Annotated in this window: 18 protein-coding genes and 5 pseudogenes; 9 read left to right on the top strand and 14 right to left on the bottom strand. The window is 34.2% G+C overall.

The genetic code is table 11. From position 1 onward, the window contains the following. The first annotated feature begins 40 nt into the window (after positions 1-40). The 3 genes from ubiG (at position 41) to tsaB (ending at position 3,050) form a co-directional block, all read left to right on the top strand. Entirely contained in the window at positions 41-1,207 is a 1,167-nt protein-coding gene (ubiG, locus tag OOL01_RS04890; RefSeq protein WP_264686452.1) for a bifunctional 2-polyprenyl-6-hydroxyphenol methylase/3-demethylubiquinol 3-O-methyltransferase UbiG, read from the top strand. A 107-nt stretch (positions 1,208-1,314) separates the two neighbouring features. Beyond that, positions 1,315-2,445 (top strand): cation:dicarboxylate symporter family transporter, encoded by a 1,131-nt coding sequence (locus tag OOL01_RS04895; RefSeq protein WP_064085278.1) that lies wholly within the window; start codon positions 1,315-1,317, stop codon positions 2,443-2,445. Beyond that, positions 2,445-3,050 carry a tRNA (adenosine(37)-N6)-threonylcarbamoyltransferase complex dimerization subunit type 1 TsaB gene (gene tsaB / locus OOL01_RS04900; RefSeq protein ID WP_007302675.1) on the top strand — a complete coding sequence of 202 codons (606 nt, stop codon included), beginning with the start codon at positions 2,445-2,447 and terminating at the stop codon, positions 3,048-3,050. The genes OOL01_RS04895 and tsaB overlap by 1 nt, the downstream gene beginning before the upstream one ends. Here tsaB and OOL01_RS04905 read toward each other — a convergent pair. After that, the gene (locus OOL01_RS04905; RefSeq protein WP_264686453.1) at positions 3,020-3,604 is read right to left on the bottom strand and encodes an AAA family ATPase; all 585 of its coding nucleotides are present in this window, start codon (positions 3,602-3,604) and stop codon (positions 3,020-3,022) included. The two genes, tsaB and OOL01_RS04905, sit on opposite strands and share 31 nt — an antisense overlap. A gap of 235 nt (positions 3,605-3,839) precedes the next feature. Here OOL01_RS04905 and OOL01_RS04910 point away from each other — a divergent pair, with 235 nt between their 5' ends. After that, positions 3,840-4,550, top strand: coding sequence for a class II aldolase/adducin family protein (locus tag OOL01_RS04910; protein ID WP_139686912.1), 711 nt, complete (start codon positions 3,840-3,842; stop codon positions 4,548-4,550). A gap of 190 nt (positions 4,551-4,740) precedes the next feature. Here OOL01_RS04910 and OOL01_RS04915 read toward each other — a convergent pair. Beyond that, positions 4,741-5,561 (bottom strand): annotated as a pseudogene (locus tag OOL01_RS04915) (IS630 family transposase). 76 nt (positions 5,562-5,637) lie between these two features. Further along, positions 5,638-6,285: a heme exporter protein CcmB gene (locus OOL01_RS04920; protein ID WP_264686454.1), complete on the bottom strand. Its 648-nt coding sequence runs from the start codon at positions 6,283-6,285 to the stop codon at positions 5,638-5,640. Between the two features lie 108 nt (positions 6,286-6,393). Here OOL01_RS04920 and OOL01_RS04925 point away from each other — a divergent pair, with 108 nt between their 5' ends. Both OOL01_RS04925 and OOL01_RS04930 read left to right on the top strand, forming a co-directional pair. Beyond that, positions 6,394-6,771, top strand: a complete 378-nt coding sequence (locus tag OOL01_RS04925; protein ID WP_007302671.1) for a TraR/DksA family transcriptional regulator — start codon at positions 6,394-6,396, stop codon at positions 6,769-6,771. Between the two features lie 79 nt (positions 6,772-6,850). Beyond that, positions 6,851-7,970, top strand: a pseudogene (locus tag OOL01_RS04930) (IS256 family transposase). A 41-nt stretch (positions 7,971-8,011) separates the two neighbouring features. On the opposite strand, the gene OOL01_RS04935 reads toward OOL01_RS04930, so the two are convergent. Then, on the bottom strand, positions 8,012-8,647 hold the full coding sequence (locus OOL01_RS04935; protein WP_264686455.1) for a hypothetical protein: 636 nt from the start codon (positions 8,645-8,647) through the stop codon (positions 8,012-8,014). Positions 8,648-8,808: 161 nt separating this feature from the next. On the opposite strand from OOL01_RS04935, the gene ubiH reads away from it, so the two are divergent. Beyond that, complete coding sequence (gene ubiH / locus OOL01_RS04940; protein WP_264686456.1) at positions 8,809-9,978, top strand: 2-octaprenyl-6-methoxyphenyl hydroxylase; 1,170 nt, start codon at positions 8,809-8,811, stop codon at positions 9,976-9,978. A 46-nt stretch (positions 9,979-10,024) separates the two neighbouring features. Beyond that, positions 10,025-10,652 (top strand): annotated as a pseudogene (locus OOL01_RS04945) (IS6 family transposase). A gap of 143 nt (positions 10,653-10,795) precedes the next feature. Here the strand turns inward: OOL01_RS04945 and metG are convergent. The 4 genes from metG to OOL01_RS04970 form a co-directional block, all read right to left on the bottom strand. Next, on the bottom strand, positions 10,796-12,325 hold the full coding sequence (metG, locus tag OOL01_RS04950; RefSeq protein WP_264686457.1) for a methionine--tRNA ligase: 1,530 nt from the start codon (positions 12,323-12,325) through the stop codon (positions 10,796-10,798). Between the two features lie 390 nt (positions 12,326-12,715). Then, complete coding sequence (locus OOL01_RS04960) at positions 12,716-13,159, bottom strand: DUF1129 domain-containing protein (protein WP_264686459.1); 444 nt, start codon at positions 13,157-13,159, stop codon at positions 12,716-12,718. Positions 13,160-13,462: 303 nt separating this feature from the next. Next, the gene (locus OOL01_RS04965) at positions 13,463-13,609 is read right to left on the bottom strand and encodes a hypothetical protein (protein ID WP_264686460.1); all 147 of its coding nucleotides are present in this window, start codon (positions 13,607-13,609) and stop codon (positions 13,463-13,465) included. A gap of 81 nt (positions 13,610-13,690) precedes the next feature. Then, positions 13,691-15,094: an NAD(P)H-dependent flavin oxidoreductase gene (locus OOL01_RS04970; protein ID WP_264686461.1), complete on the bottom strand. Its 1,404-nt coding sequence runs from the start codon at positions 15,092-15,094 to the stop codon at positions 13,691-13,693. Positions 15,095-15,229: 135 nt separating this feature from the next. On the opposite strand from OOL01_RS04970, the gene coaE reads away from it, so the two are divergent. Continuing rightward, a complete protein-coding gene (gene coaE / locus OOL01_RS04975) occupies positions 15,230-15,808 on the top strand; it encodes a dephospho-CoA kinase (RefSeq protein WP_264686462.1) in 579 nt (192 codons plus the stop codon). A gap of 283 nt (positions 15,809-16,091) precedes the next feature. Here coaE and OOL01_RS04980 read toward each other — a convergent pair whose 3' ends face one another. From OOL01_RS04980 to OOL01_RS05005, 6 genes and pseudogenes are all read right to left on the bottom strand, one after another. Further along, positions 16,092-17,270, bottom strand: a complete 1,179-nt coding sequence (locus tag OOL01_RS04980) for a ribonuclease D (protein ID WP_029237687.1) — start codon at positions 17,268-17,270, stop codon at positions 16,092-16,094. A gap of 84 nt (positions 17,271-17,354) precedes the next feature. After that, positions 17,355-18,674: a dihydroorotase gene (locus tag OOL01_RS04985; RefSeq protein WP_264686463.1), complete on the bottom strand. Its 1,320-nt coding sequence runs from the start codon at positions 18,672-18,674 to the stop codon at positions 17,355-17,357. Positions 18,675-18,778: 104 nt separating this feature from the next. Beyond that, a pseudogene (locus OOL01_RS04990) lies at positions 18,779-19,057 on the bottom strand (TomO hydrophobic C-terminal domain-containing protein); the annotation flags it as partial. 111 nt (positions 19,058-19,168) lie between these two features. Continuing rightward, positions 19,169-19,796: pseudogene (locus OOL01_RS04995) on the bottom strand (IS6 family transposase). A 300-nt stretch (positions 19,797-20,096) separates the two neighbouring features. Further along, positions 20,097-20,462, bottom strand: a complete 366-nt coding sequence (locus OOL01_RS05000) for a transcriptional regulator (RefSeq protein WP_319803547.1) — start codon at positions 20,460-20,462, stop codon at positions 20,097-20,099. A gap of 1 nt (position 20,463) precedes the next feature. Continuing rightward, positions 20,464-21,009, bottom strand: coding sequence for a helix-turn-helix domain-containing protein (locus OOL01_RS05005; RefSeq protein ID WP_264686464.1), 546 nt, complete (start codon positions 21,007-21,009; stop codon positions 20,464-20,466). Positions 21,010-21,080: the final 71 nt, after the last annotated feature.

Genomic DNA, 21,080 nt, shown 5'->3' on the forward strand with positions numbered 1-21,080 from the left:
AAATTACCCATATAAATATCCTTAAGTTGCAATTTCTTATATGTCAGATATGATATCAATTGCTTCAGACCATGCCGGTTATGAATTGAAATCGGAGATAAAACCTTACCTGGAAACCCTGGGTTATGCAGTGATAGATCGTGGCTGCACTGCTAAGCAAAAAAGTGTAGATTACCCAGACTATGCTGTCAAAATTGTGGAAGATATAACAAACAAAAAAGCAAATTATGGAATATTAATTTGCGGTACAGGTTTGGGCATGAGTACTGTGGCAAATCGTTTTGAAGGAATCTACGCTGCTTTATGTAATAGTGTTGAGATCGCAAAATTAGCTCGCGAGCATGGCAACGCGAATATACTGTGTCTTGGTGCAGGGTTTACTGCGAGTGGATTAGCAAAAGACATAGTCAAACAATTCCTCGAAACAGAATTTTCAAAAGAAAGTAGACATAAAGAACGCCTTGATAAACTTAGCAATATTAGCAAGAAAAAAACCACAAAAACTTATAATGAAGATGAAATATCAAAATTCGCTAAAATAGCAGGTGAATGGTGGGATGAGAATGGCAAGTTCAAGCCATTGCACATGATGAATCCTGTGAGAGTATCATACATCGTTGAGAAAATAAAAGAATTAAAAAAATGCGATTTAAAAGAACTATCATTGCTCGATGTTGGTTGTGGTGGTGGCATTTTGTCAGAGTCAATGGCGCGTATTGGTATTAGCGTTGCGGGAATAGATGTATGTGAGGAAAACATAAAAGTGGCACAGTCGCATGCGAAGAAAGTAGGGTTAAATATAGAATACACACACACTAGCATTGAAGAGCTAAGCAATGACAAGAAGTATGACGTGGTTTTGTTGATGGAAGTGGTTGAACATGTCGATAATTTAGAGTTTTTCATGAAAAAAGCAATAGAGCTGTTGAAGCCAGAAGGGCTAATTTTTATATCGACGATAAATAGAACTATTAAATCCTTCTGTCTTGCAATAGTCGGCGCAGAGTACATATTAAACTGGCTGCCAAAAGGCACACATAATTGGAATAAATTTCTCAAGCCATCAGAAATTGCAAATCATCTAAGGGAAAACAATGTAACACTACAAGATATGACTGGTATGGAATATAATGTAATAAAGCGTGAATGGAACTTGACCAAAGGTGTGGATGTTAATTATATACTTTGTGGAAACGTTGTAATTTGAAATCTCATTCAAGTACTAGAAGGTAATGCAAATATTTTAGGCAGTTTTACTTTACTTAGCAGCTAATTTATCATATGTATTTCCATAGGATATCGCTATATTAGAATATGTTACAATTACTAACCTTACTTGCTGTTATCACTTCGGTTGTATTTTTTGGTCATCTAGTTCCAATGGAAGTGAAAACCTTCTTGTATTCAATAAGCCTTAGTATAAAAGAGATCTTACTATTTATAATGCCTTTTATTGTTTTTGCATTAATCTTTAGTAGTGTTAACAATCTTAAGCAGTCGGCTATAAAGTTTATATTGTTACTTATTATAACGATTTTCTTGTCGAATCTAGCTTCAAGTTTAATAGCTTATTCTGTTGGGCATTTCATCACACAAAACACTTATTCAATACAAGATATAACATATGAAGAAACAATTGTTCCTTTATGGTCATTTAGGATACCTGCATTGCTTTCTAATTTTTATGCCCTTGCTTGTGGATTTGTATTAAGCATATTAGTGTCCACAATATTACCAAAAAAAAGCAAAGAGCTCTCGAACAAAATGTTAGATTTAACTCTCTTTATTTTGAAGACATTTTTGACGCCAATTATTCCAATGTTTGTACTTGGTCTTGCTTTAAAAATGGAACATGATCAGGTTTTACCCATAATATTTAAGGATTACTCAATAATTTTTATTATTATATCATCTTCAACTTACCTTTATGTTTTTCTCTTATATGGAGCAGCAAATTCGTTCAAGATCACAAGCTGGATAGCTAGTATAGGTAATATGATACCAGCATTTATTACTGCAATGAGCACAATGTCTAGTAATGCAGCTATGCCGCTTACTCTTGAAGGAAGCAAAAAAAATGTAAAGCAGCATGATATAGCATCGTCTGTTGTGCCAATAACTGCTAGCTTTCATTTAGTAGGTGATTGCTTTTTTATTATAATACTATCAATGATAATGACTTTTGGTGGTGCATTGTCTGCAACAGACTATGTGACTTTCCTTCTCTACTTTCTGTTATTTAAATTTGCTATTGTTGCAGTTCCAGCGGGAGGAATTATGGTAATGTTGCCTGTTCTTGAGAAGTATCTTAAATTCTCTCCAGAGATGCTTTCATTAATTACAGCATTGTATATAGTGTTTGACCCAATAATAACTTCAGCAAATGTTATGGGTAACGGTGCGTTCACTATGATGTTTACAAAGCTCTATGATAAGCTTAAGTGATGTCCATTCTAGCAATTAATACTGTAGGTGCTGGTAGTTCAATAGCAGTAATTGATTACGATGGTAATTGTTTTGTAGAACGCAATTCTGCAAACAATAGCCATGCAGAATCATTTTTTCAAATACTGAATACTTTGTTTGATAAGCATAATTACAGCTACGATAAAATAGACCATTTAGCAGTGATAGTTGGACCAGGAAGTTTTACTGGAATCAGAGTTGGTATATCAACTGCACAAGGTATAAATCTTGCTACAAATAAGCCGTTATATGGGGTTAGTGCCCTGGAAGCTCAAGCATATGCAATATCGCTACTTTGTACAAATAGCAAAAAAAATATTAAAGCTATAATCGAAGATGATCAAAAGTTTTATACGCAGTTATTTGATTTCAATTTGTTACCGCTATCAAATCCTGCTGTAGTAAGTGAACTCCAGCCTGAAACGCACTGCATTACATATATGGATTGCAGTTTACCAAAGTTGGATGCTAGCCATGCAGGGCTATTAGTCCGTTATAGACTAAAAAATAAACAAAAATTAAATGGAGTTGAGGCTCTATATTTAAATGAGCCTCAGTATATGAAATCGTTGCCTATTGCGTAAACACTATTAATTTGGCCAAGTTTGTACATCTGACTTACTATTTCTTCTGCTACTTCTTTTATACTCATATTTGAATTTTCTACCTCTATAGCATTTTGTGGTACAAATAAATCTTCCTCCCTAAATTTAATACTATTTATATTAGTAACCTTCCTATTTTTTCTTTGCTTTTTTGATATAGTACGCTCTTGTAATATCAATGGATTGCACCTAAGTACTATAGGGAGGATTTTTGTGCTCATTTTTTTACTAAGTTCTACTACTGAGTTATATATTCTTATGTTGTAATCATTATTTTTAATTAATTCATCAACAAATATATAATTTTTTGAGTCAATAGGATAGGCTTCTATTGCCTGAAACATAACATGTGTAGCGTTATATATTCTATCTCGAGCTTCTTTGGAAGTTTGATTATATTCAAGTCCACTTACAATTACTGCATTTATCATACTAGATAATACTATTGCTGTAGAAAGTTTACCACTTCCTGGAAGAACAGTGATATATATGAAAAATTTTGTTAGCTGTTTTTTTATGTCAACGTTTATCATATTATTTTTAATATTAAAACCTACAATTATAATAACATAAAAACAAGGCTTTAAAACATATGAAATATTACATAAAAAGTCGCTTTTATAGTTAAAATACTATGTAATCTAGAAATGTAAACTCTAATCACCTAAGGCAAGTAAAAGTGCTTAGTATTTTAACGTAGGTTCACCTTTTAGTTTGTAATAAACTTTTTTTTACGTATAAATCTTTAGAAAATTTTAGTCAAGAGCTATGTTATTAACAAATAGTGAGTTGAAAAGAGACCTAGTTAACGCCTATCAAATTTTATCTTATCTTAAATTAGATGATCATACGTATACTCATCTCTCTGTACGTTCTGAAGATAAAAAGTCATTTTATGTTTATCCGTTTGGTATACGTTTTTATGAAGTAGATGAAAGTTCATTGATGAAAGTATCGTTTGATGGGAATATAATTGAAGGCAAAGAATATCAATATAATAAAACTGGCTATGTAATCCATGGCTTCATTTATCAAGCAAGGAAAGATATTCAAGCAATTTTTCATCTACATACACCTTCTATTGTAGCAGTTTCTTCTCTCAAGGATGGATTACTCCCAATAAGTCAGTGGGCGCTGCACTTTTATAATAAGGTATCTTACCATGATTATAATTCCCTGGCACTTGATGATACAGAAGGAAAAAGATTAATAGCTGATTTGAAAGAAAATTTTGTGATGTTAATGCGCAATCATGGATCTATAACATGTGGTCAGACTATACAAGAAGCAATGTTTTATACGTATCACTTAGAACAAGCTTGTAAAACTCAATGCCTGACGCTAGCAATGAATAGGGAGTTGTCAATTCCAAGTGAAGAAATTTGCTCAAAAGCCGTAAAGGATCTTCTGTCTTTCGAAAGCAATCTTGGTGAGAGAGATTGGCACGCATGGGTTAGGTTGATTAAAGGTAAGTTATAAAAGTTTCTGACTCTTCGATAGATATTAGATTTCTTGCATAACCAGCCAGTCTGAAATCCAATAATGGTTTCACACGCTGTAACTCTTCAATTCATGTAAGAAGTCTAATGTCTCCATCTCTACTTAAGTTAACACCCTTAACTAAGCAGATACAAGTAAATATAGCCCTTCCCATAATAGTCCAAAAAGGTCATAAGAAAGAAGAATCGACAGCATGACGAAAAGATTTGAATAAAGGAATGTTTTTCCTGGTTCTGTTTTTTATAGCAAACCAATAATGTTCAATTTTGTTAAAATCTGGAGAATATGGAGGAAGATATAAAATTTCTGCACCAACTCCTTTAGCAAATCTTATTAGACTTATGAAAAGTAGCATTATCAAGGATAACAGTTTGTCCAGGTTCCAAAATCGGTGTCAGAAACTGCTCAAACCATTTATTAAAGATATCCATATTGCAGTGGCCTTCAAAGGTTAACGGAGCAATTATTTTTCTTCCACTTAAGGCTGCAACCATGCTAATTCGTTGAGTTTTCTTCCCAGATTTTAGGGCATAAAACCGCTGTCCTTTCTGGCAATAACCATAGGTTCAGTGTCCAGACTCATCTATATACACTAATTCTTTAGGTTCTTTTGTTGCTATAACCTTTGAAAATTGAGCTCGCTTTTCTTCATTTCTTTCTTTATATCTGTAGGTCTTTTTTTTCTTGTGAATCCTATATTTTTAAGTGCTCGATGAATTGTTTGTCTACTAATATTGCCCCAGCATCTCTGACTGAGTTTTGCCACCTTGCTCATTTGCAAATTCGGCAAATGCATTCCAGTCGGTAATTTTATGCCACGCTTCCAAGCTTTTTTGATTGAAAATCTCCCGTTTTCTCACGTCTTTTCTTCCACTCATATAAAGTTGTTTTTCCGATCTTAAATCTCTTGGCAACAGTTTCTCCACTCTCTCCTTCATCCAATGCTTCCATTACCTTTTTTCTTAAGTCATAACTATTTGCTACTGGCATCCTTACCTTCCACTACTATCAATCCATCTTACTCTTTTTGGACTATTATGAGAAGGGCTATAACTAGTAAGTTTTTTCAATCCTGCTCCACAGCAAATTTTAATGCTATGTGAGTAGTTATAGTGCTGTTAACAATTAAAATGACAAAAACTAAGATGGTGATTAGTAGTGTATAAATATTCAAGGATAAATTTTCAAATTGAGTTAGCAATTTGAAATATACAAAAGTTGGCATTATCATTGGCAAAACAAGAATTTGCGACACTCCTGATGCTAAGTTATTTCGACCAATCATCAATGCATTTCCAGTAGCTGAAATATTAATGATTATCAGCGTATTAAATAATAAAGACACTCCAACTGCTATTGAATGTTCAATATTATTGCCTAGAATTGCAAAGCTGAACATGAAAGAAATCACTGAAATCGGTAACCCAAATAACAACCAGTGAGCGAAGATTTTATAAGCAACTATCAGCCTAGAAGAGAGTGGCTGTAAAAAGATTTGCTCTAATATTCCATCATGATAATCAGATGTAAATAAATTATTTGTAGAGATCTGCAAAACAAATGTAGCACATATCCATGTTAATGTTAATATGACTTCTTGTTTACTGTTGTTTTCAAGTGTATATGAAGATAAACTTAACATTATAATAAAAATACATACTATATAAGCAAGATTATTATCATTTATTACTAATTTTTTTACCAAACTAATCATACCAGGATTTTAAATGTTTATTATAAATTATAGTGTTTACTTTGAGGGTAGTATAATTTTTTGTGTTTATAAGTTATATAAGTTTTAATATATTTTATTGATAATGCTATGGAAAAATTAATAAAAATAAAGTTACCGGAAGATTACGTTCCTTCAGAAAATGAAGAATATATGAACGTAAAACAACTGGAATACTTTAGCTTAAAGTTACAATCAATACTCTCTGAACTGGAGAAACAAGATCTAGAAGATAGTAGTATTTATTCTGATAGTGAAAATGGAGAATTAATTAAGCGCCGAAAAGATAGAAAAGAAAAAATTAAGGAGGCGTTGGAAAAAATAAAATTAGGCATTTATGGTTACTGCGATGGAACGGGAGAAGAAATAGGAGTCGAAAGACTTAAAGCTAATCCGCTTGCTATGTATTGTATTGAAGAACAAGAGAGAATAGAAAAAGAAAAGAACGTGTATAACATTAATGATTAGAACTTGTCGGGAGTGTTAAATAAACTGTGTCAAACCGAGAAGTAAAGTAATAAATTGATAAAAAAATGGAGGTTTGACAATGAGTCAAGCAAACACAACTACCGGTTTGGTAGACTATAAAGAATTAGAAACAAATATCTTATCATCTATACGAGAAGGAAGACCATTGACAGGAAGAGATGGAGCATTAACACCATTTATCAAAAAACTGCTAGAGGGAAGGCGAGATAGAAAACCATTTGTCGGCTGAAAGCGAAGAAAACAACCGAAGAAATTCAAAGACTTTACGGACAAGTATTTGAACTATTGACACCAAGAGATAGAGAAGGAAGTTTCGAGCCACAAGTAGTCAGAAAAAGGCAAACAACCGAACTTGAAGCAAAGGTTTTAAGTACATATGCCAGTGGCATGGGATATAGCATCGCATGTAGAAGAAATATAAAATATCTGCAGCAGAGATATCAAGTATTACTGACAAATTGCTACCAGTAATCAACGAATGGCGCAGTCGTCCGCTGCAATCTGTATATCCAATAGTGTTCATGGTTTTTTAAGGTCAAGGAGGACGGGCATTGTGTAAGCAAATGTATGTATAACATATTAGCAAAATGGCAGAAAAGAAGTTTTGGGTTTTTATTTGGCTGAAAGTGAAGTTCTGGTTGGGAGTACTAAATGACCTAAAGGAGAGAGGAGTAGATGATATTCTGATAGCTTGTGTTAAAAAGCTTTCCTACAGCTATAAATAGCGTCTTTCCTAATGCAGAAATGTATAGTACATAAGATAAGAAATTCACTGAAATATGTATCGAGCAAAAGTTTTCATGAATGATTTGAAAAAAACATATCAAGTAGAGAAATAGCCGAGAATTATTTACTTGAGCTAGAGGAAAAATGGGGAGAAAAATATACTTTAGTTTTGGGAGAATAATTGGGAAAATCTGTCTAGTTATTTTAAATATTCCGGCCCTGTAAGAAAGTTAATTTATACCACAAATCCTATTGAAGGGTTACATAGACAGATCAGAAAATTTACTAAAACTAAGGGCTCATTTACCAGCACAAATGCCTTGCATAAACAGGTATATTGTGCTATAAAGAAGGCAGGAGAGAAATGGACTATGCCTATACATGATTGGGCTTTAACTATCTCTCAACTTGATATCTTTTTTCCTGGTAGGTTAAAAATCGAGTTGAACTAAAAATGCGATTTGACACAGTTTATTTAACACTCCCTATTTCTCTAAAAAATACTATCTTCAACTTGAATATGTTGAAAAATATTTTGCGTATTATCCAAAAAGTCATCCTTTATAGCAGCTAGCTCGGATTGTTTTTGAGATAGATTATCTTCTATTGTTCTATTGAAACAATCAAGATCATTGCATTTTAGTTGAGAGTGCATGTCTCCATTTTCATATAAACCTCGTATAACGTCATAATATGCTCGAGTTTCATCAGTTTCTGGTTGTTGCTTTTCTTTGAGTATTGCCTTTAATTTCGAATCTATGTCTAATTCTTTTTTTATAGCTTCAGTAGCATTTTCATGATACTGTTTATAATCCTCAAGACTCTTTGATATTTTATTTTTTACTTCGTTTTGTAACATCCCTAGAAAATCTTTAGCGTGAGATTTTTCAATTTTTTCCTTCCACTCATCATACGTATATTCTTGTCGACTACCATATTTTGTATCTTGACACTCACTTCCTATGTTAAACAACTCTTTGTTACAGATTTTATCACCCTGATAAAAGTAATCGCTTATATTAATTTTATCGCTAGTTAAAGTTTGTCTAATTGCTGCTTTATTTTCTGCAAGTTCTTCTCTGTACTTGCTAATGCAATTTAGTAATTCTTTTTTGCAATCTGTAGTCATAAGCTGTTTCCTTTAATAAAATAAAACCTATTTTAGCATGAAATAATTAATACTTTATTACTAATCTGAGGTATACTAAGGTAGTGATAAGAAGTCCAGCATCTACAAAGTTTGTTTAAACTATTTTCAAAACGAATAAAATGTAATTTTAGGTAAATAAAATGAATTACGATGTAATCATTTCAGGTGGTGGGCTAATTGGTCTTATTACTGCTATTGGCCTGAGTAATGACTCTGTATCTGTAGCCGTAATTGAGAAAAATAGTTTACCACGTGCAGTTGATGATAATCGAGCATTTGCTATTTCTCAAGGGTCAAAAAAAATACTAGAAAAATTAGGAATTTGGCAGTTCTTAGAAGATGAAGCTGAACCAATACTTGATATATGCATATTAGATGGAGATAGCCCATTTACTGTTCATTATGACCATAAAATGGTTGGTGAAGAGCCAATGGGTTATGTAATCAAGAGCGCTATTATATGGAATGCAATTAATAATAATTTTTTGCATAAACTCAATATATATTCTCCACGTTTCTATAAAACAATCGCTTGTGACGAAGGATACGTGGAAGTTACTCTTGATAATGATCAAAAATTGATATCATCGCTATTTATCTGCGCTGAAGGTAAAAACTCTAAGCTGCCAGAGTTGTTTTCTATAACAATAATAAAATTTGATTATAAACAAAATAGCATGGTATTTAATGTAAAACATGAACTACATCACCAAAACTTAGCTGTAGAGAGGTTTTTTCCTGGTGGTCCATTTGCAATTTTGCCAATGAAAGGTGGCTATACTTCTTCAATAGTTTGGACAGAAAAATGCGAAATTTCAAAAATGCTGATGAGCTTATCTGAAGAGGAGTTTATCATAGAACTCAAAAAAAGATTTGGTTCTTATTTGGGAGAAATTGAATTAGAGGGTGAAAGAAAATCTTACCCTTTGAGTTTTACTTTTGCGAGAAAGCTTCATAAAAGCAGAATTTTGCTTATTGGCGATGCAGCACATTCAATCCATCCAGTTGCAGGTCAAGGACTTAACCTTGGAATGAGAGATGTAGAGAGTGTTATTAGACAAATAACTGCTGCAAAATCCTCTGGCATTGATGTTGGCAGTAATTATCTATTGAAGAAAATTTCACGTGATAGATACTTTGATAATTTTACTATGGCACTTGCAACTGATGGACTAAATAGAATATTTTCCAACAGAATACTTTGCGTTAAAGTTCTGAGCAATCTTGGTTTAATGGTAGTTGAAAATTCAGATTTTCTTAAAAAACGCTTCATTCGTCACGCTATGGGGTTGGTTCTGTCGCATTTGTAGGGAAGTAGAAAGAAGAATGATATAATTGTCTAAAAAAAAAGCAAAGATGTTTCGTATCAATCAAAAATTGTTGCCATATTTCAAAGGATTTAGCTTTTCAGCGGATGTTATCTGTATACATGAAATGTCGATTCTCTTTGAGCTATCGAGATTTGGAAGAAATGATGAGTATAAGGGGAGCAAAATGCTACGTTACAAAGGTGGGTTATCACCACTGATAGATGAGGCAGTAAGGAAAAGAAAGAAGCAGGTTGGTAGTAGTTGGAGAGACTTACATTAAATTAAACGGTAAATGGGTTTATTTATATACTGTAGACTTCCTCTTGTGTGTTAGTAGAGACAAGTCTGCAGCACTTGCATTCTTTCGTAAAGCCTTCAGGAGTAACTATCTTCCTGAGAAAATTGTAATTGATAAAAGCGGCAGTAATACTGCTGCTCTTGATGATTTGAATGCAGAAATTTCTGAAGATTACAGTTCTTCAAATAAAATATCTAAATAATATTGTTGATAGATTTATCAAAAAACTAATAAAGCCAATGCTTGGGTTTAAAAGCTTCCATTCCGCCAAGATTACCATCACAGGCATAGAAAATATTCGTATGATTCAAAAAAGACGAATTATTAAAATAATGTTTCTACTTTTGAGAATTTTGCTATGTTAATGGCTTCATAACTCCTATAATCCCACCTTTAATGATCTTCTTTCCTATGGTTTATAGATTCGACAGAACCTTTTTTTTGACTCTGTTGAATTAAAAAGGCTAACTACAGAACGGCCAACTCAGTCTAGTCTTGTAACGGCTTACTAAGGATTCTTTAAATATCGATCCTCAAAAAAATCGGCGTAGGTTTAGGCAGTGTAATGCCTAAGCTTACACATGCGTTGCACAGAGATTTTAAATCACGTTGTTCTTTTGGAATTTGCAACTGATCGAGTATCATTTTTGCTGACTTTGGAGCAATTGGCTGCAGCAAAATGCCAATCATTCTAATGTATTCAAGTAATTTGTAGATTACTAAATCCATGCGCTCTCTATCGGTTTTACTGAGTGTCCAGGGTGCACTTTTATCTATGTAAGCATTGGCCTTGGAAGAGATATTGATAATCAGGAGTATAATCTGGTTAAATTCATACTTTGATAGATGATCCATTACTTGATCAATTATGGCTTTGCAATTTGGTAAACTCTCATCATCTTTAAGCAAATTGCGATCGACCACTGGTACAACTCCAAAGCATTGCTTGTGCAGAAATGAAATTGTTCTTTGCACTAAATTGCCTATATTGTTTGCCAGCTCTGAGTTTATGCGGCTGATCATGTTCTTCTTACTGAAATTACCATCTTGACCGAAACTTGCTTCCCGAAGGAGAAAATAGCGTAGTTGATCAACACCAAACTCTTCTGCCAGACCAATTGGATCTATAACGTTACCAAGGGATTTGGATATTTTTTCCCCCTCGTTCAGCCACCAACCATGAACTGCAATTTGCTTTGGCAGTGATAAATCTGCTGCAAGGAGGATCGCTGGCCAGTATACAGCGTGAAAACGCAATATGTCTTTACCGATCACATGAACGTTGAAGAAGTTTGTCCAAAATTTCTTATATTCCTCATCTTCTATATTAGGAAAGCCTATTGATGTGAGATAGTTAGTGAGCGCATCTATCCAAACATAAATTACGTGCTTGTCATTCCCTGGTACTTTTATTCCCCAATTAAAACTAGTACGAGAAATCGAAAGGTCAGTAAGTCCTGATTTTACAAACGATACCACCTCGTTTTTTCTGCTCTCAGGAAAGATGAAATTCGGCTGATTTTCGTATAACTCTAGTAATTTATTTTGCCAACTTGACAAACGAAAAAAGTAGCTCTCTTCTTTTATCCACTGAACTTCAGCACCTGTTGGTGCTCTGCCATCTATCAACTCTGATTCCTGATAAAACGCTTCATCACGAACTGAATACCAACCTGAGTAAGAATCCAGATATATTTGCCCTCTCTCTTCAAGCCTATTCCATAAAGCTATAACTGCTTTTTCATGACGTTCTTCTGTGGTGCGAATAAAATCATCATAATCAAAGTTCATTAGCTCAGCCAATTTTCTGAACGTAACACTTATTTCATCTGTAAATTCTTTTGGCTCTATTCCCTTTACCTTAGCCGCTTTTTCAATTTTCTGTCCATGTTCATCTGTACCAGTGGTAAATTTGACGTTCTTTCCAGCTAATTTCATAAATCTAGCTGTAACATCACAGATAAGGGAAGTATATGCGTGGCCGATATGTGGCTTGTCGTTTACGTAATATATTGGCGTAGTGATGTAAAAGCTCTCAAATTGCTCCATTTTGTACTGTTTAAAGCTTTATCGTATCTGCACTAGTAATAAAAATCAATATATATCCTATCGTACAAGCAATCTGAAAAGCCATTATACCGCTGCGTTTTGCAGCGGTATAATGTGAGTAACTTACGTTTGAGTTGCTATGATATTGTTGTCCATAACTTCACAACTGTACAAACATTCGTCTGTGAAAGCAGTGTGTTAAATATTATAGCAGATTTTGCCTCAAACACAAAAATGTCATCCCAGTGCCCAGACACTGGGATCCAGAAGAATTAATTGTAAACAAACGACTATACAACATGTTCAATAAAATTACAAAAAAGCTGGATTCCAGTGTCAAGCACTGGAATGACACTATTTGCTGTACAATTTACCTTCTAAAATCAATGTTCATACATTACATCCATGATTTCCAGAATGTTTTTCCGCATTAGAATGAGAAAACAACCCACCAGGTCTGGTGTTATCATAAGAAGGAGCACTTGAAACAGTATTAGGGTAAGGAGGTGGTGGTGAATCATAACCTCCACAACTACGCCCTTGTCCAGGATAGCTATCTACCGCTTCTTCAGCCTTCTTAATATTTTCTGACTCTTTCTTATGTTTCATATGAAAAGCCACACCACCAGCAAGACACACAAGAGAATTAATGCCAAGAATGACTAAACCCCAAACTGGTAAGACTGGGTTAATAGCGCAACCTATCAAAGCTGCTAAAGAAATTGCACCAACTGCAAATTCTATATTTCTGAACATTTTAAGTTGACTATCTAGATAATCTATTTTTTCTGACTTTCTAGCCGTTTTTTCGCTGCTGTTGTACCAAACACACATTAAAGCATGGAAAGCAACACACGCAACTACAGCTACTATCCCTAAAGCTAATAATTTCCTGCTGTCTTCTGAGTCTTTTTTCTTATCTTCTCTGCTTTGGTAGCCAACAGTATCAAAACCAGGGTTATTTATAACTGTAGTACGACCACCAAACAGGTTGCTAAGTAGTAAATAATCCCAAAAATCTAAACCTCTATTATCGTTTATATGTACGTGCGTGACTTGAGGGCCTGTAGTTTGTTGCCTATTGCTTCTATCATATTCTGTACTGTTCTGCTCATTAGTTAGATTACTGAGCTTAAATTACTTATACGCATCTTCAAAAATTTTATCACTCCAGTTCTCAATATTTTGCATACCACGAGAACGTAAAAATTCTTGAACACCATTGTCACTGCCATTTTCTTTTATATAGGCAAGTGCATACCTTTTTAAAACACTACTACGCATAAAAATTCCCCCAGAATTAAGATTAAATTAATAAAGAATTATTATAACAGAGTAACGTTTTCTTGTCAATTCAACCATACCCTAATACCCAGTTAATATCCTTTCCACCAATTCTTTTACTGTCGGTACGTAGCCATTCTCATAAAATGGGTCTTGCTTAAATCTGTAAACATTGTGTCCAGAAAACATGAGTTCATTTTCAACATTGCCGTCATGTACAATGTTTTGCAGTGTCTTTTGTATACAGAAACTCCGTGGATCTGGCTTTCGCCCTGTTGAATGGTCACCATGATCTTTCCAATTGCTAAACAGACAATGGCTCAAACATCCCATGCAATTAATTTGATCTTGTCTTATCTCCGCAAATTTGCTTGGTGTCACAAAAATAACAGTTGTATCTGGAGTTTTCATTGCCTCTGTATAACCTTCCTGAGTCCACTTATCTGCCAGTTCTTTGTCTTGTGCAGTAAGGTAAATCTTTCTACCTCTGCTGCCCATTGCAAATTCATTGTTAAACTCTCCGCTTGCACTTTCCGAAAATTTTATTTGACGTGAATTCCTCTCCTGTAGCTCACGTATGAAGTTATTTCTTACTGCAGATGAGTAAAACCCTGTTGGACTAAATTTGTTTAAAAATACATCACCTTCTTCTAAAGTAAGTAACTTCTTTTTCCACTCTGTAGAAATCGGGCTTTCTTTTGTTAAAAGTGGACGAGTACCAAGCTGAAAAGCTATTGGTCCGATTTGTAAATTGTCAAACCAATGTTCCCAATCCTTCAAATGCCACACTCCCCCTGCCATAACAATTGGCGTTTCAGCAAGACCAACTTCGTTCATGAAAGATCTAAGCTCTGCAACTCTTTCAAATGGAGCCTGTAGTAATTCCGGATCTTCACTATTACTTAGTCCATTGTGACCACCAGCAAGCCACGGATCCTCGTATACTACTCCACCAAGTAAAAAAGAAGATATTTTTTGGTAAGCACGTTTCCATAACGCTTTAAAAGCGCGTGCTGATGAGATAATAGGGTAATAATAAACTTGATATTTAGCTGCAATTTCTCCGAGTCTGTAAGGCATACCAGCACCGCAAGTGATGCCATGAACTAAGCCTTTTGCTTTTTCTAATATGCCATGAAGCACTTGTTCTGCTGCCCCCATTTCCCAAAGTACATTCATATGTACTCTCCCATGGCCTTTTGATATTTCATTTGCTATTCTTGCTTGACTAACTCCAGCCTCAATGCTATATTTAATTAGCTCTTCGTGCTTTTCATTTCTTGTTTTGCCTTTATAAATTAGTGGTACCAGCTCGCCATTGTCATCGATAAGTTTAGCATTTGCACCAGAAAACGTACCAACAGCATCCGCTGCAGCAAATGCCCCACTTGACCTTCCATCACTAATTGCAATACCTTTACCGCCCTCGATGATTGGCCACACTTCTTTTCCTGAAATCAATATCTTTTTTATCTTATTTTTCAAAATCTCCTCTTAATTTTTCACTCTATTTTACTTAATTGCTAAAAAAATAATAGCTTTTCTTTTGATACGCATGAATTCAGTTTTAAATAGACATAGCAGCTACTATAAATATAGTTTTACAAGGAATTTTGCTATATGATCATAGGTTTAACAGGTGGGATTGCAGTTGGAAAGAGCTTTGTAGCCAATTGCTTTAAAGAATTTGGTGCCGCTTTGTTTGATGCTGACTCTGTCGTGCACCAGCTTTATAAAGTGGACAAAAACATAATAAGTTATGCAGAAGAAAAATTTCCTGGGGTGATAGTAAATGGTGAAATAGACAGAGCAGTATTGTCTAAATATTTTTTGGCCTACGATGAAAATTGGAAGCAATTTCAATCTTTAGTGCATTCTGCTGTGCAGAGTGAATTAGCAATTTTTATTGCTCAGGAGAAAAAAAATGATAGAAAATCTCTAGTTCTAGACATTCCACTCTTGCTGGAAACAAGATTCCGTTTATATTGCGATTTTATTGTTTTTATCCATGCAGATAGCGCTGTACAAGCTCAAAGGCTCAGTGAGCGTAATATGGATAAAGAAAAGCTGAATCTAATGTCCAGTATTCAGCTACCTATTGAAGAAAAAAGGCAAATGAGTGATTTCATCATCGATACCAGCGCAAATGTTTTTTCTCAAGTAAAAAAAATAGTGGATTCATTAAACCTAAACACGTAGCTTTACGTCATACCGTCACTTGGCCGCTAACAAGCAGCGGGATGACGGTTGTCAGGGTAGCTGTCATCCCAGTAGCCTCCCTCTCCTGTCATCCCAGTGCTTGACACTGGGATCTAGCTTTTTGGTAATTTTATCGAAAATGTTTGCTCGTTTACAATCAATTTTCCTGGATCCCAGTGTCTGGGCACTTGGGATGACACCCTACTTAACCGTCATACCGCCGCGGTATCTCTTAGCCACTAACACGTAGCGGGATGACGATTGTCGATAAATCTAAGTTACTTTAGCAACAGTTATTCTCCACCAGATTACTCCGAATTTTAGCTGTACTATCAGCAGATTTTACCATTAAAATCTCAAACCTTGAGCCTGCGTTCAAAAATGATTCAACTGACTTACCGAAAAAATCATATCTCCACCCCTTGAATAGTTTATCTATCTGCCCAGATATTGAACCAGCTAACTCATCTTTTGATGAAACTAACTTTCTTGATATGTTATTTTCCTTACATTTGCTCTCTAAAATAATCGAGAGTATATCAAATACAGATTTATCATAATTATCTGACAGAGTATAATTTTGCTGCACAAACTCCTTCTCATTCTCATTGAAAATATTCATAAATTCTAATAAATCTTCCTCTTTTATATTTTTTGTGTTCCTCTCAAGATCATCTAAAACCTCGTCAATACGCTCCACATTTTTTTCAATAAGACCAATTATTACAGCATTATTAATTACTTTATTACGATTGATGTTATAGCGTTGTGCTAAAGTCTCTTGCCACTCACTCACTGCTTTAACAACTAACATTAGCCTCGGATTTGCTTCATAGTTAAATTTAATCCTCCTCCATGCATCTTTTGGACTATGCAAATACTTATTTATATCAACCAATAATTCCATCTCTTCTTGAAACCAACTCATCCTATTACTTTCTTCAAGTTTATTGCACAATATTTGGTATAGATCATATAGATATACCACGTCGTTTATTGCATAGTCTAGTTGATCCTCAGACAATGGACGCCTTAACCAGTCTGAATTTTTAGCTTTAATTTTATCCAGTGCTATTCCTTGATATTGCTCTACTACTTTTGAATAACCAATAAAGTCATGATAATAATGGCAAAACATAGCAGCAACTTGGGTATCAAAAATAGGAGTGGGAACACATTTAAACACAGTGAGTAAGGATTCTATATCCTGCCGGCAGCTATGAAACACTTTGATTATTCCCTGATTTAGCATCATTTTCTTAATGAATGATAAATCAATTTCTGGCACTAATGCATCTACAATAAAACTCTTCTCTCCGTAAGAAATTTGAATTAACGATAATTTTGGGTAGTAGGTTAAATTATTTCTAATGAACTCCGTGTCAATTGCTATAAATTTTGGATCTTTTTCCATCAATTCTTTACATGCATTTTCCAGTTCCGATGTCGTACTAATTAGCATATATTTTTTATTCAGTGGCTATATTTTACCACTTATATTAAATCTTTACAATTGATTGAAATTGAGAGCACAATTGTATAATAACTAACTCTTCTGTAAATATACAGTTTTGCCAGACACAACGGTACGTACTACGTGCCCTTTCACTTTGCGTCCACCGAAAGGCGAATTCTTTGATTTACTAGCAAAGTTGTCAACTTTAATTTCCCATTCATGATCCAAATCAACTAAAATTAAGTCCGCTACAAGGTTTTTCTGTATGCGGCCACGTGGCATATGTATGATATCTGCAGGCTTATATGTCAATTTTGCAAGCACATCAAGTAGACCCATTTGTCCACTATGATATAGTTCAAGTGAAAGGGGCAGCATTGTTTCAAGGCCAATAATACCAAATGCAGCATTTTCAAGTGGCAGATCTTTAGAACTAAGATCATGCGGAGCATGATCGGTTGCAATGCAATCAATCACACCTGTCTTTAAACCTTCAATCATAGCTAAACGATCCTCTTCAGTGCGAAGCGGCGGGTTCATTTTTGCGATTGCTCCGTGTTGTTTTACTATATCTTCAGTTAAAGTAAAGTGATGAGGAGTTACTTCACACGTAACATTTAATCCCAAATCTTTTGCACGTTTAATAGCATCAAGTGAATCTTTTGAAGAGACATGTAAAATATGGTAGTGTACATTTTCTATGTTCTTCATTAGCAGTATATCACGAGTTACCATAACCGATTCCGATGCACTCAAGATTCCCTTTACTCCCAATTCTTCAGAAATCTTACCCTCGTTAATTACGCCACCAGCAGATAGATTCAAATCCTCTGCGTGTTGAGCAATAGGAACACCAAGCATACTTGAATAAAGCAGTGCCTGTCTCATAATCATTGGATTCATAACTGGCATACCATCATCGGTGAACCCAACTGCACCTGCTTCCTTTAAGAGTGCCATTTCAGTTAATTTTTCTTCCGAAGTGGTGATTTTAGCGTAAAATTGAACATTCACATGCGAAGTTTCAAATGCTCTATATTTCAAATACTTAGCGAAGACAACACTATCAATCGCTGGAACAGTGTTTGGCTGGCAAACTACAGTTGTAACGCCCCCTGCAGCTGCAGATTTGCTGCCTGTATGTATAGTTTCTTTATGCTCTTGACCTGGTTCACGAAAATGTACGTGAATGTCAATAAGGCCTGGCATTAGAACAAGCCCTTTACAGTCTATTATTTCATCAACTCCACTTGTTGAAAATAATGATTCGCCAAAATCAACAATTTTACCCCCTTCAGTCAATAATGAACCTTTTATATCAAGTTTAGTTTCCGGGTCAATAATACGAGCATTGGTATACGCAATTTTATAGCCTTCCTTTTGCCCTGTCTGCAATAAATTCCAAATCATATTTGAGTATCGATTATAAAATAAATCTAAAGTTTTTTTAGTAAAATACAACCAAATTAAAGTGATGATATAAAACTAGCAATAAAGAATATTTAAATTAATACTCAAGCAGCTATTCTATAACTACCATTTTCGATTTCAACGTTATTAAGTGCGGTATTTGCGTTATAAGAACAGTAACATCCTACTGCAAGAAAAGTTAATGCAGCTACAGCAAGCGAAACACACATTGCTAAATGAACCATTGTTAGACTTGTACCAACAGCAAATGCTCCAGATAATACAAAAGAAACAGAAGCATAATTACCTTGCCTTTTACTATAAATTTTTGCTTTCAAGAATTTTTCATTTAGCTCTTCATCCTTGCTTTCAGATTGTTTCTGTTGAGTTACTTCATCAGTTAGACCTTGCCTTGTATCATTCAGCTGCCCTTCCGGTTCTGTCGAATCTATAAACCATAGGAAAGAAGATCATTAAAGGTGGGATTATAGGAGTTATGAAGCCATTAACATAGCAAAATTCTCAAAAGTAGAAACATTATTTTAATAATTCGTCTTTTTTGAATCATACGAATATTTTCTATGCCTGTGATGGTAATCTTGGCGGAATGGAAGCTTTTAAACCCAAGCATTGGCTTTATTAGTTTTTTGATAAATCTATCAACAATATTATTTAGATATTTTATTTGAAGAACTGTAATCTTCAGAAATTTCTGCATTCAAATCATCAAGAGCAGCAGTATTACTGCCGCTTTTATCAATTACAATTTTCTCAGGAAGATAGTTACTCCTGAAGGCTTTACGAAAGAATGCAAGTGCTGCAGACTTGTCTCTACTAACACACAAGAGGAAGTCTACAGTATATAAATAAACCCATTTACCGTTTAATTTAATGTAAGTCTCTCCAACTACTACCAACCTGCTTCTTTCTTTTCCTTACTGCCTCATCTATCAGTGGTGATAACCCACCTTTGTAACGTAGCATTTTGCTCCCCTTATACTCATCATTTCTTCCAAATCTCGATAGCTCAAAGAGAATCGACATTTCATGTATACAGATAACATCCGCTGAAAAGCTAAATCCTTTGAAATATGGCAACAATTTTTGATTGATACGAAACATCTTTGCTTTTTTTTTAGACAATTATATCATTCTTCTTTCTACTTCCCTACAAATGCGACAGAACCCTTTGTAGTACTCTCTCAATTTCTTCTGTAAGTTTTTTACCATTATTCATAAAATATACTCCTCGTTAATAACAAATTGTTTTTAATTATTTACTGCTGTTTTTTATCAGCATTGGCATAAGGCCATAGCTTTCGAGTGAAGTCAAATCAATTTTTCAATCTTTTTTACTTATTTTTTCATCAAGAAATTAAGATATTAATAGATGCTTATTTTATCTAATTGAAAATTAATTCTTTATGTAAAAGAAGTTGTTACTATTTTAGAAATAACATCAGTAGAAAAACCTAACTTGAGTAAATTATTTGCAACTTTCATTTCCTCTACTTTATCAATCTTCTCTTTGTAAATTTGCTTTCTTTGCAATAAAAATTCTACCCATATATTCAGTTCATCTAGTGATTCTTGATTATCAATTTTTCTATATTCTCTTGCCCAACTTAATAATTCATTTTCTGCTTCACCATCTTTGCAATCATTTTCTTTATATTCCTTTATCAAATCTTCAACATCCACTGATAATTCTCTTGCTATTTTCCATAACCTTTCACTTAAAATCGTAACACTCCCTTGCTCGTAGTGATGTATCTGTGAGGGTCCTATATTAAGCTTTTTTGCTAATTCTTCTTGCGTATAGCCTCTTCCACTTTTTTATCTCTTGTCCTCTGTTTGGCTCGTATCTCTCTTTATCAGCATATTCTTCGGTTGATAAGCCTGTTGCTTGATAGATAATCTCAGTATCAAGCCCTACCTTAACTAGATCCTTTGCAATTTTTATTCTTGCTGCTTTTATATTACTTTCTTCCTCAGTTCGGATAGATTTGGTTAATGCATAAATTGCTTTGCGTCCTTCTATTCTTTTGTATTTTTCTATGAAATTATACATTTCCTGGATCTTAGCTTTATCAAAACAACTGTTTTCTTTTAGTACTTTTTGTCTTGGAAAGAGATTTCTAATAGGAATTGATAACACCTCTGCTATAACTTTTAGCTTTTCAGTTGGAATGCCACATGTTCCTTGCTCATATCTTAGCAGTGTATGATAGTTTATGCCTGCCTTTTCTGCTAAGTTTTTCAGGGTATATTTTTGTTTTAACCCCCAGCTCCTTACTTTTTGTGCTATCTGGTACCTTATCGAGATGTTTATCATAAATATTATACAGGTTAATACTACCAAATAAAGATATACAAAAGGGATGCTTCTTTCTATGTTTGAATTTT

This window comes from Wolbachia endosymbiont (group B) of Rhopobota naevana, from assembly GCF_947250615.1.
Lineage (GTDB): Bacteria > Pseudomonadota > Alphaproteobacteria > Rickettsiales > Anaplasmataceae > Wolbachia.

Coding starts and splice junctions, on each gene's coding strand:
- coaE (WP_264686462.1), top strand. CDS start 15,230: ATGATCATAGGTTTAACAGGTGGGATTGCAGTTGGAAAGAGCTTTGTA.
- ubiG (WP_264686452.1), top strand. CDS start 41: ATGTCAGATATGATATCAATTGCTTCAGACCATGCCGGTTATGAATTG.
- OOL01_RS04925 (WP_007302671.1), top strand. CDS start 6,394: ATGGAAAAATTAATAAAAATAAAGTTACCGGAAGATTACGTTCCTTCA.
- OOL01_RS04935 (WP_264686455.1), bottom strand. CDS start 8,647: ATGACTACAGATTGCAAAAAAGAATTACTAAATTGCATTAGCAAGTAC.
- metG (WP_264686457.1), bottom strand. CDS start 12,325: ATGGAGCAATTTGAGAGCTTTTACATCACTACGCCAATATATTACGTA.
- OOL01_RS04895 (WP_064085278.1), top strand. CDS start 1,315: ATGTTACAATTACTAACCTTACTTGCTGTTATCACTTCGGTTGTATTT.
- tsaB (WP_007302675.1), top strand. CDS start 2,445: ATGTCCATTCTAGCAATTAATACTGTAGGTGCTGGTAGTTCAATAGCA.
- OOL01_RS04980 (WP_029237687.1), bottom strand. CDS start 17,270: ATGCTAATTAGTACGACATCGGAACTGGAAAATGCATGTAAAGAATTG.
- OOL01_RS04910 (WP_139686912.1), top strand. CDS start 3,840: ATGTTATTAACAAATAGTGAGTTGAAAAGAGACCTAGTTAACGCCTAT.
- ubiH (WP_264686456.1), top strand. CDS start 8,809: ATGAATTACGATGTAATCATTTCAGGTGGTGGGCTAATTGGTCTTATT.
- OOL01_RS04960 (WP_264686459.1), bottom strand. CDS start 13,159: ATGTGTGTTTGGTACAACAGCAGCGAAAAAACGGCTAGAAAGTCAGAA.
- OOL01_RS05005 (WP_264686464.1), bottom strand. CDS start 21,009: ATGATAAACATCTCGATAAGGTACCAGATAGCACAAAAAGTAAGGAGC.
- OOL01_RS04965 (WP_264686460.1), bottom strand. CDS start 13,609: ATGCGTAGTAGTGTTTTAAAAAGGTATGCACTTGCCTATATAAAAGAA.
- OOL01_RS04985 (WP_264686463.1), bottom strand. CDS start 18,674: ATGATTTGGAATTTATTGCAGACAGGGCAAAAGGAAGGCTATAAAATT.
- OOL01_RS04905 (WP_264686453.1), bottom strand. CDS start 3,604: ATGATAAACGTTGACATAAAAAAACAGCTAACAAAATTTTTCATATAT.
- OOL01_RS04920 (WP_264686454.1), bottom strand. CDS start 6,285: ATGATTAGTTTGGTAAAAAAATTAGTAATAAATGATAATAATCTTGCT.